This window comes from Legionella bozemanae, from assembly GCF_900450575.1.
Classification (GTDB): Bacteria; Pseudomonadota; Gammaproteobacteria; order Legionellales; family Legionellaceae; genus Legionella; species Legionella bozemanae.
This window is the reverse complement of sequence record NZ_UGGY01000001.1, coordinates 2,645,978-2,659,029: the sequence shown is the minus strand read 5'-3', so window position 1 is coordinate 2,659,029 and position 13,052 is coordinate 2,645,978. Positions and strand designations below refer to the sequence as shown.

Below are 13,052 nucleotides of genomic sequence, written 5' to 3'. Positions count from 1 at the left end.
GATCCCGTGGCAAGGTATCGTCAGTTTTCGATAAGAAACCCTCCACAAATTTTTTTGCCTACGTACTGCGCTTTATGCCTGTACGATCCCCACAAAATTCAAAGAAAGACTGTAGTGGGGGTCTGTGTTGTGGCATTTAGCTCAGAGAGTAGAGGTAATAAATTTTGAAACTGTTTTACTTTGAGAGAGATTCCTTTTTTGAGAGCTTCGCGCCCTAAATAGACCAGGGATAAAATGTTGGTGAATTTTGAAGAGTGAGCCTGAAAGGAAGATGCATATCCTTTACGCTTGGTAAAAATGCCAGCAAGCCAACAAGCAAAAGTAGAGATAGCAGCAATAAGCAGTAATATGCTCATTCTTTGAGGAGAACGAGAAAGACTTTCTTTCAATCCAAACCCATAACGAGTACATTTTGTATCACGAAAATTTTCTTCTATTTGCATGCGTTGCCGATAAATATTCACAGCGTATTCAGCGGTGTTTGTTGAGGTCAATGAAGTGACCAATAACCAAGGCTCACGATGAGCTCTAGCATATCGTTTACTCATTGCATCACGCCTACCTTTCTTGTATTCACTCTATGACGACCTTTAGAGAGGCCTTTATAGAGTATAAAGTGAGCAGGGATTTGTTCTTTCTCTGTAAGAAGGCCCTGCCCCAAGTAGTTAGGTTTGGCTGTGGCTTGTTCATAATAGATATGACTTAATTGCCAAGTTGCTGTAGCCTCTAAATATATCGCATTCTTATGGCGTAATCGGCCTAAAAAATCCCAATCAAGCGCTCGAACATAGGAAAACCAAGGCGCTCTAAATCCCGCATCGGTAACAATAATAGGTTGTACAGAGCTCGGTAAAATAGCTTTTAGATTATTTAAAAATTCTTTATGAGTTTGATGGTTATTTTGTTTTTTCTGTGGATGACATTCTTCGTAAATCACAATCGAGCGTCCTTGCATCGACAAGGAGGCTCTCAATAAATAGAGTTTAGTCTGCGAACATATACAGCTCCAATCAACATGAATCCAGGGGCGTCTTTGTGCTGCTAGTAGATAATGACTCATTGTCCTATAAAATTCAATCGCTTCTTTTTGTAATCGCGTATTCCCTAATAAGCGGTCTATCCTTTTTATATTGCTGCGAGTCTTAACTTTAGTATGAGGCAAATGACGGCCAAGCGATGTCAGCGTTAATTTATTTACCTTAATTAACGTCGATGAAGCCATGATTAAATTGTGTAAGCGTGATTTATGAATAAAAGGTAATTCTTTTGCTAATGTTTTGTGTAATAATTGCATCAGGTGCATGACGTCGATCTCTTATTGTTGTGGAACTCTATTGGATCATAATCCGTCATGCACTTTCAATACCATTATTCCTATATTTCAATGCCTTAAACCAAATTTTTTTGTCTATCTCTCAGGCTTTATGCGCGGTACGTAGAGAAATTTAAATAAAAAACCGACGATACCTCAGTCAAAATAACTTAACTTGCATACAAATATGCATTAAAAATCAATCATATCTAAAACAATTTTAGGAGCAGAGTTAGGGTTGGAAAATTTATCGATATCAGCTACTATTTAATGGTAGTTGACATGTTATGACGGTTTAATAGTTCTCTTTATAATTCATTTTAAAACGGGCCGTTAGCTCAGCTGGTAGAGCAGGAGACTCTTAATCTCTTGGTCATAGGTTCGATCCCTATACGGTCTATCAATAAAATCAATGGGTTAAAGGTTTTCATAAATATAAATAGTTTTGGGTACTTTAGTGGGTTCTTTTGAAAATTATTTTACTGAATATTTTTTATTAAATAGCCTTTTGCAGATTAATCCATGAGCTATGGGTCCTGATTCGTAATACACCTACCTTTTAGCCTTTCTACTCTTTCCGAGAAGAGTTATTTTTTAAGCACAAAGTTTAACCAAGCATCGAGACAAAATAAAAAGTAAAAATAGTGCGAGTCAAGACTGTTTTTTTATTTTTTATTTGTATAACATATCCATGTCTAAATTCTTTTTCCATCTCTTATCTGTGGATATCTTTTTTACCAAATAATATATGACTAATTAGCAATATATTAAGAACCCTTACCATATCTGATTTATATCATTTTTAAATCTCCGCAATTTCATTTAAGTTATTCACATTTTCTGTGGATAAGTCTGTTTATAGTCTGTCAAACTCCTTGTAGAATTTAGGAGTTAATCAGATGATTCATCATTTACCAAGGTGTTTTTCATATTATAGGGTCTCTACTTTACTGAATAAGGGCTGACTTTGGCCATCCATTGGCGATGGAGTCATTATCTAAATAAAAAACGTAAAAAAATTTTTCTTAATATTCTCGAAGACTTAATGTTGATTTCAGCTCATGGTGCCTTGATATGGGATTTACAGCTTATTTTTCCCCATTTATGATATTTGTACGTAAATCAAAAAAAGAGTTATTATGTCTCCACGTGGCGGAAAAAGAGCAGGGGCAGGACGCCCTAGGGGTGAGCCGACTAAAGCAGTTCGTCTTCCGGTAGCCACACTTGTCGAATTAGAGCAATTAAAGAATCGCACGGTGCAATTGCCAGTTTTCGCAAGTAAAGTTCAAGCAGGATTCCCATCGCCTGCGGACGATTACATTGAAGGATATCTCGATTTAAATACCAAATTCATTAAACATCCATCCGCCACGTTTGTAGTACAAGCCACGGGCGATTCTATGGTGGATGCGGGTATTTTTTCAGGAGATTGGTTGCTTGTGGATAGGAGTATCGAGCCTTCTGATGGACGTATTGTGATTGCGGCAATCAATGGCGAACTGACGGTAAAGCGTCTTGCAAGAAAAGGGGGAAGAGTACAATTACTTCCTGCCAATCCCCAATTTAAACCCATCGATATGACACAAGATTGTGAGATGGTGATTTGGGGTGTGGTGACTTTAGTCCTGCATGAGCTTACCTAGTATGTTCGCTCTTGTTGATTGCAATAATTTTTACGCCAGCTGTGAGCGCTTGTTTCGTCCTGACTTAAAGGATGTTCCTATTGTGGTGTTATCCAATAATGATGGATGTTGTATTGCACGCTCCAGCGAAGCTAAAGCATTAGGTATTGCGATGGGAGCGCCTTACTTTAAGATTAAAGGTTTGTGCGAGCGGTATGGGGTACATGTTTTTTCTTCAAACTACACGTTATACGGCAACATCAGCCAGCGGGTGATGTGCACCATTGAAGAAATTTGGCCGCACGTAGAAACTTACTCCATTGATGAAGCGTTTCTTGATTTAAGGAGTTTATCTTCTTCTCCTGATTTATTTTGTCAGGAATTGCAGAAGAAGATTCTAAGACATACGGGAATACCTACTTCGATTGGCATTGGGCCTACGAAAACGCTGGCTAAAGTAGCAAATTATTTGTGTAAAAAAATTTATAGCACGCCAATATTGAATATCACGTCGAATCGTGAGCGGTTATTAAAGCAGATTTCTGTCTTCATTTGCCTACTCTGGAAGAGTTGAAAGCAGAAGTAAAAAGAGAATATCAAGAAGCAAAATGGCAGTTAGAAAAGGATAAAATCAAAACAGATAAAAGCTAAAGGCTTATTATTAATTTAATCTAGCTCTAATAAGACCTGGGGCTAAAGATCGTCGGTTTTGCCGACATTTCAGGACTATTTTTTACTGACAGATTCAGTACTGGCGCGGGTTATAGGTATCAATTTAGAGCAAAAAAATTTGCCTTTGGAGGTGAAAATATCCATGTAATCGAAACTTGTTAACAATATGATAATTAATATAAAATTTAAATAGAAAGGTTTTTGGTATGTTAAAATTTCATCGTTATTTTTAATTTGTAATGATAACATTATGTAATTGATTATATGGAAAAAAATTTAAAATTACCATCAAAAAAGCTTTAAAATGGCGGCAAAACCGACTATCTTTAGTCCTAGGCCTAATTGTATAGCTGATCTCTACCATCCAGTATGATGTAGCCATAATTCAGAAATAATTTGCCGAGTTTCATTATCTAAAATTGACAGGGCTTGCACAAAGTTAGATGTTTGCACTTTCTCAAGAAGTTTTTGGCCATCTTCTCAATTAAAAAAAGAGTACATCATAGCTAATAGTACTTGTTTCCCATGACTGTAACCGCCTATGGCACGCTGAATAAAGGCATAGTCAGGCTCCAATTGCCATTAGTTGAAAACTTTAAAGACTAGTTTCCCTCCACTGATAATAAGAGAGTTGTAATGGATCATTTATAATTTTTTCTTTTTCACTTCGAGAAAGCTTTTTAATATAACGCTCTATTCTCATTGCCTCCGCTCTTCCGCTATTAATTTGCCAAGATTGAGCAATCTTAACGGGTTTAAAACTCCGTGTGTATTTACTCTTAGCTGTTCCATCAATATGAGCCTGGTAGCGTTATTACAAGGAGTAGCATTATGGAAAATTATGCAAATAATAAAACCCAGTCTCACAAAATGAAAATAGTGATTAAGGAGTTGACTCTAATCCAAAAGTTAGAAATCAACACGAAGGTAAAACTCAGACTCCAGATGATATTGAAAATAATAAATCAGACCTTGGTGGTGTATTTGATAAAGATCATAATCAGGGACAAGGCGGTGCTTCGCCTGGTACAAGTACTGCATATGAGCTAGAAGAAAGAGATTCTGACACGCTTGTAGATGATGACGATGAAGAAAATTTAGAAAAATCCTAGTAGCTTATAATATGAACTTAGCAAAAGCAGCAATCTACTTTCGTGAAAGATGAAATCTATTATCTTAACCCTATCATGAAGAAGGAAGGGGATATAATAATGGGCCATTTTATCAGTCAGATTGTATCAATGAAACTTGATAAATTCATCTACAAAGCCTGCTTTCGTATTCCAGTACCTGTATTGCTGTCACATTTCCCATATAGACAATGGATTATTCTATTTTCGGGTATAAAAGTCTTTGTAAATTGGACGGAAAGATAGGGCTTATAAGAAGTATCATTTGCTAAATAGCTCTTAAAGAAAGCGGTTCCATAGAAAGATAGCATTTGCGATAACTCATCTTCATTTAAATATCTAGGCCATTTTCCTGCAGGCAATTTAAAATTAAATGGATAGTCGGGGATTCCATAGTAAAACGCAATATTTTCTTGCCAACGTTGTGACGTGGCGGTCCAGCCCTCGTTTAGGGTGGTGGCCATCTGCATTAAAGTATAATAATCGGGGGGATAGAATGAAGATTGACAATATAAGAGTGGGTCACTGGGAGCAAATGAGTTATCGAGAATACTTGAAAGAAACAGGCTTTCTGCCATCAGATAAGTCAACGGAGAATTAAGCTTGAGCATCAGTGCTCTGAGCATTGCACATTGTGCCGTATCAAATTGATGGATGCTATTTTTTAAAGTGACTTTCGTTTTGGATGGAATTTGTGGGGACAGTTCAGTAAATACATTCCCAGGGTACGGTGATGTACTTGCAGAGATATTTAAATAAGGGATCTGAATGCTGGCCAAATTGCTGGGAGAACTCTCAGGGGCTTCGATCACTCCATCAGCACAAATTTCATAAGGAAAAATGGCTTTGAACAAAGGGTTAGGAGGGATATTTAAACTGTTTGAGCCACCAGCTAAAATCAATACACTGCAAGCGCCTACTGAGAACCCCATAGCCCCAAAACGATTGATATCGACATGTCCTTGGAATGAGGGAATACTTGCATCACTGATATTTTTGGCAATTAATTGCTCTGCTACAAAATTTATGTCTTCTACCTGGCCAGGAAGAACAGCGCTATTGAAGTTTGGGCTATACGCGTAATCGATTGCCACCAAATTTGGTTGTAATGTATTAAAATTATAAGTAATGTTTGCGGTAGCATGATTAGGTGCTGCCACAATAAAGCCATTTTGTGCTAATCGTTCTGCCACCTTGTATACTTCCACGGCTTCAGTTGAGCCACCGTGCGAATAAATAATTACGGGGAAAGTCCCATTACTTAAGGGTACATTTTCTAAAGCACGTGAGCTCCATGTTGCATTATACGCAAATGGACAGACAATTAGGGGATCGGTCGCGGTAAACATGGTTTTGGCGATGGGACCCATTTGCGGGTAGTTGGTGTCGCATTGAGACTCTTCACTCAAATAGGGAACAAAAGTTTGCGATAAATCGCTGGTAATGTCAGGTTCAACGGTATGATTCCAGATATATGAAGTTGGCTGCCCACTACTTCCTTTAGGGATAGGGTACCAAATTTCAACCCAAAAACGATGGCCTCTAGATTCGTATTCCGTGCGAATATCAGGGTTGTTGTAGGTATCAAATACAGCATCAGGGATTAAGATATAAGGATCTCTTGAATGATCAGCCATTAAAATGGACGTATGACCCACATCATAATTTCCTTCCAATACCGGTGGTAAAGAGGCATACGCGAAGGGCATCTTAATCAATAGAAGAAGAGAGATAATCTTCGGTGAAAAAAACTTAATTTTCTTATCAATCATAGTATCCTGCTACACGTAAAAGTTAACCTGGGGGTGATGTAATTACAATAGTGCCTTCAATACCTGCAGCTCCTCCTTGACCCGAAGTGACGTTGGAGACAAAGTTATCAGACTCTATAATGTCGCTGCCAAAATAATAGTATCCATAAATTCCATAGGCATCTCCTCCCACTCCGAATATTGGATCACTGTTTCCACCTTGAATATTTGTTACCTGACTGTTTGAAATACTTACTTCGGAGCCTTGATTTAGAGAGTAAATACCCATTGCACTTCCTCCAATTCCTTCTCCAGTTCCTCCTCGGACTTGTGCTACGGTGTTGCGATCAATTAATAGATTACCGCTGCGATTATCCGTGCTGATTCCTATAGCAGTACCGCCAATATTACTGCCATTTCCTGCATAAATTTCGGAAACTCTATTGTCGATAAGAGAAATAACTCCACCTACACCGGTATAATCACTATCATTAACTGCGTAAATCCCTTGCGCATCACCTCCCCAGGCATTATTTCCAGCAGTAACACGGCTAACTTGATTGTTCGCAATAATGCTGTTTCCATAAATTTGGAAGAGATTAATCCCTTGAGCGGTACCGCCAATAGAACCACCGAAGCCAGCGGTGATATTATCAATTAGATTCCCGCTAACTCGGGCTGTGCCTCCATAATTTGCAATTGTCAATCCATTAACGACGTCCACATCCGAAGATGCGCCAGTGAAATGAAACACTTTATTATTATCAATCTGAATAATACCTTGTTGATTGATTGCATTGATTCCATAAATTGTGGTTCCTACTGAAGCATTATTGGTTTGGAAGTTACTGGCTGTATTATTGAGGATAAGTGTAGCGCCAAGATTATTATTTAAGGCACTTATCCCATAAATAGCTTGGTTCATTCCCCCAGGAGCGTTTGAGACGGAAAAATCAGTCATCACATTGTTTTGTAAATAAATGCCACCTACTCCATTATTTAAGCTATAAATACCATACAGTGCTTCATTGGGTGAGAGGGTGAGATGATTAATGAAATTATTTTCGGCCGTTATCACCCCATTGCCATTATTTTCAACATTTATTCCATAAGCTGCATTGATTACTCCAGAATTATTATTGTAAATATTTTGAATGCTAGTGTTTCGTATATCAATTTGCCCGGAAGCTGAGTTAGTTGCTCGTATCCCATAGGCAGCGTTTGTATTAATGAGCTCAGGATTTGTTCCGCCTTGAATATTTTCAATTAATGCGTTGTCAATATTTATATCTGTACCGTAGGCAGTAATGCCGTAGCCGGCATCTTCAGTGTTGCCGCGAAAATCACTTATTGAGACAGAATTAATATTGATGTTACTTACTGCTTGAGTCATTCGTCCCGCCACTACTCCTGCGGTCTGTTGGGTACCGGTGCCAGCTAAAGCAATATTGGCTATGGTGTTATTTCCTTGCAAGACTAAGCTGCCATTGAGTAATGGTTGAGCGCCAAATGGAGCAGGGGCAGCAAACTGATAGGTTCTGCCAAAGAAGGATTGCCCACCTAACACGAACAATTGATTATTATCTGGACTAATGTCATAGGTGCCCGTTTCAAGATATAAATTCGCACCAGGTGCCCATTTATTGATATTATTAATACTATTCTGGTTTAATTGAGTGCTAGAACACGGGTGCTCAAACGTGCAGCTGTCTGGGGTTATGTTAGAGCTACCAGAAGAGGCTCCATTAAAAAACCATATATTATTGAATTGCGTTTCTGATTTCTTTTCAATCCATGCGGTTTCACTAGGGATACTACTGCCCGTATTTAATGTTCCTAAATGCCTGGGAATTGCATCAGAAAAGTGATCCTCTAATCTGTTTTGATTGAGAGGCGATACTCCGCCAAATTGAATACTAACCCCGAGGAAAAAGGTATTATGCAGGTTGTTATCATAGCTGTCTGCTACATTTAATACCACTTGATTCATAATAGGGATGTCAACTCCTGCTTGCATTCCTTTGATTGCTTTCATTTGCTGAGGGCTATAGTAATAGCCTCCCACATAAGCTCTTGATTGTCGCAAATGAGAGAATTGTTTCCCAATACTCATATCACCACCAGCCCCAACGGCTTCGTAAAATAACTGCGTCGTTGTGATTTGCCTTCTACTTTGAAAGGAGGTAATTTGATTGCGTTCTGAGGAAAGAAGTTTTATTCTGTTGGTGACTGGTACATAGGCATTCACATGGAAATCTACCGATTTAGAGCGCCATTCAATGCCAGGATTAAGGGTAGTAAACGTCTTATTAAAAATTGTATTATTGACGTCAGTAAACAGATACGCGCCTACGATACTTTGAGTATTTAGATAACGGTACCCTAAGCCTGCCGAACCACTTTTACTCTCTTGCTGACCGATTTTGATGTCCAAATTCGTAAACAGTAAGGAGTTGTTTCGTTTATTTAGAGGAAGTAAATAATCGGCGAAGCCATTACCATTGGTACTATTTTGAAAGTAATTAAAACCGCCTGTTGTGGTAAGTCTTGAGGAGTTCTCGGTATTAGGAAAGAACATAAGGGATTGGGCAAAGGCGTTACTTTTATCTAACAATAAACAAATAGAGGCAATAACCATCCGTGATTTGTAATCAGCCATAAAATCCTTTCTGATATGAACATTCAAGGTTATCTTGTTTTCTTCAAACAATATCAAAAGCTTGGCTTCAAACACATCGAATGAAAACCAAAAGGAAACTATAGTTAAAATTTAATTGAAAATCAATCTAATTTATACTCCAACAATTTCTGCAATACCATTTCAAATGAACGCGTTCAATTTTTACTATAATTAATAATTCATAGAACAGCATTATGGAGATAAAGGGCATTGGAATTTGTTACGGAGCGAACACAGTGGAGGAGCACTTCGCTATGAAAATGACGCCATTTAAATGCAATAGGCTTTGTTGAGCGTATTGGGATAGTCCACTGGTTAATGTGATTCCTTTAAATTATAAACCAACTTATTTTTAGCAAGAAATAAGAATTCGAGCAGCACATTAAATGTATTTTTGTACTTAAACAAATTCTTTAAATTTTATAACTTTGTTTTGGAGAGTCTTAATTTTCGAATGGTCGCTCTACTTGTGGTTTATTTATAATTATTTATCTTAGATATATTTGTTTCTTTAGTTTGAAAAATAATAACATTTTTCATAAGGAGATTTGTAATTTATTAGTGGGTCTGATGGTTCTTAGTCTCAAGTATATCAACAGATAAAGAAGAATGGCTATGCTTAGTGAAAGTACATTAAATGAGTTATTGATAGTAATTCCTTTATACTTAATATCAGGATATTTAAAAAGGTTTTTATCATGAAGTTACCCTGTAAATTTTGTAAGAAAAGTATGGAGCCTATTGTAAAATTTGAGAATCGTCTCGTTACTCATAAGGTTCAAGTATTTTACTGTAGTATATGTGGTAAACAATTGTTTGTTACAGGCGGTATTTTTGAAAAACCTTTTTGGGAACGCCCATTTTATTTTTGGTGGTTAGGGCCTTTTAAGAATTTAATATATCTAGAACAATTAAAAACCGTTTATACTCGTTTTGGTAAGGCAAGCGCCATAGGTTTTGCACTTGGTATTATATTAATCTTAGCTTTTTCTTACTAGCGAGTACAGCATGGGAGAAATTTATTTTGATGACCAGGCAAAGTCGCAAATTCCACTGGCTTTGAAGAAAAATGCCCTCCAGACGTAGAAAAAGTTGAAAATGCTTTTTTTCTAAGCAGGGTTTCTTCCATATCTTTGCAAATTATTATTTCAATGGAAGCATTCTTAATAGTCATCTCAATATCAAGCAAAATTGAATAAAAAAAATTATATTTTAAATTCATACCTTCTTAATCAAAAAAGATTTTTAAAAAAATTTCCTTCCTCATTCATGGGTATTTTTACGTATAGATATTTTGCCTTTTTCATTGTAGGGTATGGAGGTTTTTCTTAAATTTTTTATTCGTTAGACATATTGAGAGTGTGGTTGTCCATAGAGGGAGCTGTGATGAAAAAAAAAGGGGTTAGGTGGCTGTTTTCGTCAATTTATTGCTAGCCTATTAATTTATAGCCAGTTTATTCAATTATCAGCTGCGGCGGTATTACCTAATTCTCCTCAGACTCCAATATCTTCTGCATCACAGCAAGGCAGACCTACACCTACCAGTACGCCGGTATCTGCCGGCCCATTTACTCCTTTAGTGAATTATGCGCAGACAGGGATATTAAATAACTTGTCATTGACAAATCAGCACCTGGGTTTCTCTGGTCCGTTGAATTGGGGTGTAACTTATAGCGATTTGACAGGTACTTATTACAATGCCCAATATGTGCTGCCATTAGGAAGTCGCCTGGCGCTGAGTGCTTTAGGTGAGTACGGCTCAGGCCAATATCGTCTCAATGGTACCCTGGGATATGGATTTTCACCTTTGGCGCAGATGAAATTCACAGCAGAACGCTTTGGGCAGCGCTTGCCATTCCAGTTTGATTCCGGAGATATTGAGTCAAGGGTGCATCAAGATGCTTATGGGGTTCGCTTCCAGCAGTTATTTAATTTACCTTTTTTGCAAGGATTTAATTTAGGCGGTTATTATGCCGATGCCAGCAGTAAGGAATTAAATCCGATTATTTTTACCTCCAATGGCGACAATTGCGGTGGTTTTGTGTCCGATTTGCAATGCATTAACTACCGTCATCTTGCCGGAGCGACCAGCACAGGTGCTGATGCTGGGATTGACGTATTGCTCACGCCTTCCACGTTAGTTAGTGGGAGTCTGTATTATGACCAGGTGCGTTATAACCCGATTTTTTCACCTGTTTCCGAGGAGGACCGAAATGGGTTAGGTGGTGGTATTAAGTTAAATCAATTGTTGGGCGAGCGTCTTAAGCTGACCGGAGAGGCAACGGTACGTGAAATTTATGACACCTATCAAGCAGGCTTTAGTTGGCTTCCCAACTTCCAGAAAATGAAGCTTGGGATAGAATTATCTCTTTTTGGGCAGCATGTGACCTCTCATAACACGACACCGGATAATAACAGCATTGGCTTACAAGTGAATTTCTTGGCAGATGGTAACAAGCGTTACGATGAGCGGCATCGATGGGGCAGTCAGCGTTTAAGTGATATTACCCAATGGGTAAGTACGCCAGCAGTGAAAATGAATCAAGTGTTCGTAATTGCTGAGCAAATCACCAAGCTCCTAGCACCTAGTATCATAGGCATTACTCCCAACAGCGGGCCATTAGCTGGTGGCAATACTGTAACCATTATGGGGAGTAACTTTGTGCAAGGACTGCTGGTGTTTTTTGGTGGACAACCAGCAACCAATATCCAGGTTCTTTCATCAAACAGTATTCACGTCACTGTCCCTACCGCTGTAATTCTATTGCGTGCACGCGCAACGGTTTCGGATAAGGTAGTGGATGTAGTGGTTCAAAACCCAGATGGACAGCAAACCTCCTTTCCTGAGGGGTACACCTATATCGGTGCCGCGTTAACGGCAACGAATCCAAGCGATGCCACCCAGAATGTAGGACAAACAGCGGCATTCAGTACGACTGCCAGTGGCGGCACGCTCCCTTATACCTACCAGTGGCAGGTGAGTACGGACAGTGGCAGTACTTGGACTGACATCAGTGGCGCGACAGCGACCAGTTACACGACCCCGACATTGGTTGCAGGGGACAATGGCAATCAATACCGCATGGTGGTAACGGATGCGGCCAGTGACACGGTGATTACCACTGCGGCGACATTGACAGTGATTTCCGTTGGTGATGCCTATGGTGGTGGGGTGATTTATCGGATTGATGGCAGTACAGCATACATTATCAGTCCTTCAGATGTTGCTACCGCAATTTGGGGGCCGTTTTCTAATGTAGCTACCAATGCGATTAACACATTTAATATTTCTACAGATAATACATATACTGTTTTAGCGGGTGCCAATTTCCCTGCAGCGGAAGCTTGCCGCAATTATACAGCAGGAAGTGGAGTCAATACCTGGTTCTTGCCGGCACAAAGTGAATGGGCGTTGATAGTTGCGGACATAACCACCATTAATAGCAAGTCAGGCGCGTCAGGTTTTACTCAATTTGCCACTGATAGCCAGTATTGGAGTTCTACGCAATTCAGCAATATCCCCAGCGTCGCGTATACGCGGCTCTTTACCGGACCTGATTCGAGCTACGAGAATGAGAACACTAAGACCAATCCTTGGCGGATACGGTGTGTTCGAGCTTTAACACTTTAACATTTAGCCTAGCACTCCCGAATTTGCCCCCTGAAGGAAAAAAGCATTAGTATGGCCTATTTCAGTTGTATCGTTTTGCTTAACCACGTCATTATTTAGATAGCGAACAAACTCGATAATTGATTTTGGCAAGTGATTGTCATCAAGAACTCTCTTTGTGACATCATAAGAACTCAGTTTTATTTTTTGTACTTTCATAAATACCTCAAGGAAGAACGCGGATATACGTTTAATTTCTATCTATGAGTTGAGTT

At 38.8% G+C, this 13,052-nt stretch carries 9 protein-coding genes, 1 tRNA gene and 1 pseudogene; 5 read left to right on the top strand and 6 right to left on the bottom strand.

Annotation, left to right across the window (positions count from 1 at the left end; genetic code table 11):
* Positions 1-98 precede the first annotated feature (98 nt).
* Together DY223_RS11665 and DY223_RS11660 are read right to left on the bottom strand one after the other, a co-directional pair.
* Positions 99-548 carry a hypothetical protein gene (locus DY223_RS11665; RefSeq protein ID WP_058460248.1) on the bottom strand — a complete coding sequence of 150 codons (450 nt, stop codon included), beginning with the start codon at positions 546-548 and terminating at the stop codon, positions 99-101.
* Complete coding sequence (locus DY223_RS11660; RefSeq protein ID WP_160116276.1) at positions 545-1,294, bottom strand: IS4 family transposase; 750 nt, start codon at positions 1,292-1,294, stop codon at positions 545-547. Before DY223_RS11660 ends, DY223_RS11665 begins: the two co-directional genes overlap by 4 nt.
* Positions 1,295-1,639: 345 nt before the next feature.
* Here DY223_RS11660 and DY223_RS11655 point away from each other — a divergent pair.
* The 3 genes and pseudogenes from DY223_RS11655 to DY223_RS11645 all read left to right on the top strand — a co-directional run.
* Positions 1,640-1,712, top strand: a tRNA-Lys gene (locus DY223_RS11655).
* A 739-nt stretch (positions 1,713-2,451) separates the two neighbouring features.
* The gene (locus tag DY223_RS11650) at positions 2,452-2,955 is read left to right on the top strand and encodes a LexA family protein (protein ID WP_058460479.1); all 504 of its coding nucleotides are present in this window, start codon (positions 2,452-2,454) and stop codon (positions 2,953-2,955) included.
* Positions 2,942-3,481: pseudogene (locus DY223_RS11645) on the top strand (Y-family DNA polymerase); the annotation flags it as partial. The gene DY223_RS11650 and the pseudogene DY223_RS11645, both read left to right, overlap by 14 nt.
* A gap of 1,386 nt (positions 3,482-4,867) precedes the next feature.
* Here DY223_RS11645 and DY223_RS11625 read toward each other — a convergent pair.
* Both DY223_RS11625 and DY223_RS11620 read right to left on the bottom strand, forming a co-directional pair.
* Positions 4,868-6,508, bottom strand: coding sequence for an alpha/beta hydrolase family protein (locus DY223_RS11625; protein WP_058460482.1), 1,641 nt, complete (start codon positions 6,506-6,508; stop codon positions 4,868-4,870).
* A gap of 22 nt (positions 6,509-6,530) precedes the next feature.
* Positions 6,531-9,146, bottom strand: coding sequence for a beta strand repeat-containing protein (locus tag DY223_RS11620; protein ID WP_058460483.1), 2,616 nt, complete (start codon positions 9,144-9,146; stop codon positions 6,531-6,533).
* Between the two features lie 719 nt (positions 9,147-9,865).
* Here DY223_RS11620 and DY223_RS11610 point away from each other — a divergent pair.
* Positions 9,866-10,165: a hypothetical protein gene (locus DY223_RS11610; protein ID WP_082891539.1), complete on the top strand. Its 300-nt coding sequence runs from the start codon at positions 9,866-9,868 to the stop codon at positions 10,163-10,165.
* On the opposite strand, the gene DY223_RS11605 is transcribed toward DY223_RS11610, so the two are convergent.
* A complete protein-coding gene (locus tag DY223_RS11605; protein ID WP_058461115.1) occupies positions 10,162-10,389 on the bottom strand; it encodes a hypothetical protein in 228 nt (75 codons plus the stop codon). The two genes, DY223_RS11610 and DY223_RS11605, sit on opposite strands and share 4 nt — an antisense overlap.
* Before the next feature lie 486 nt (positions 10,390-10,875).
* On the opposite strand from DY223_RS11605, the gene DY223_RS11600 reads away from it, so the two are divergent.
* A complete protein-coding gene (locus DY223_RS11600; RefSeq protein ID WP_147293818.1) occupies positions 10,876-12,798 on the top strand; it encodes an IPT/TIG domain-containing protein in 1,923 nt (640 codons plus the stop codon).
* Between the two features lie 3 nt (positions 12,799-12,801).
* On the opposite strand, the gene DY223_RS11595 is transcribed toward DY223_RS11600, so the two are convergent.
* Positions 12,802-12,996 carry a hypothetical protein gene (locus DY223_RS11595; RefSeq protein ID WP_058461113.1) on the bottom strand — a complete coding sequence of 65 codons (195 nt, stop codon included), beginning with the start codon at positions 12,994-12,996 and terminating at the stop codon, positions 12,802-12,804.
* Positions 12,997-13,052 lie beyond the last annotated feature (56 nt).

Coding starts and splice junctions, on each gene's coding strand:
- DY223_RS11665 (WP_058460248.1), bottom strand. CDS start 548: ATGAGTAAACGATATGCTAGAGCTCATCGTGAGCCTTGGTTATTGGTC.
- DY223_RS11660 (WP_160116276.1), bottom strand. CDS start 1,294: ATGCAATTATTACACAAAACATTAGCAAAAGAATTACCTTTTATTCAT.
- DY223_RS11650 (WP_058460479.1), top strand. CDS start 2,452: ATGTCTCCACGTGGCGGAAAAAGAGCAGGGGCAGGACGCCCTAGGGGT.
- DY223_RS11625 (WP_058460482.1), bottom strand. CDS start 6,508: ATGATTGATAAGAAAATTAAGTTTTTTTCACCGAAGATTATCTCTCTT.
- DY223_RS11620 (WP_058460483.1), bottom strand. CDS start 9,146: ATGGCTGATTACAAATCACGGATGGTTATTGCCTCTATTTGTTTATTG.
- DY223_RS11610 (WP_082891539.1), top strand. CDS start 9,866: ATGAAGTTACCCTGTAAATTTTGTAAGAAAAGTATGGAGCCTATTGTA.
- DY223_RS11605 (WP_058461115.1), bottom strand. CDS start 10,389: ATGAATTTAAAATATAATTTTTTTTATTCAATTTTGCTTGATATTGAG.
- DY223_RS11595 (WP_058461113.1), bottom strand. CDS start 12,996: ATGAAAGTACAAAAAATAAAACTGAGTTCTTATGATGTCACAAAGAGA.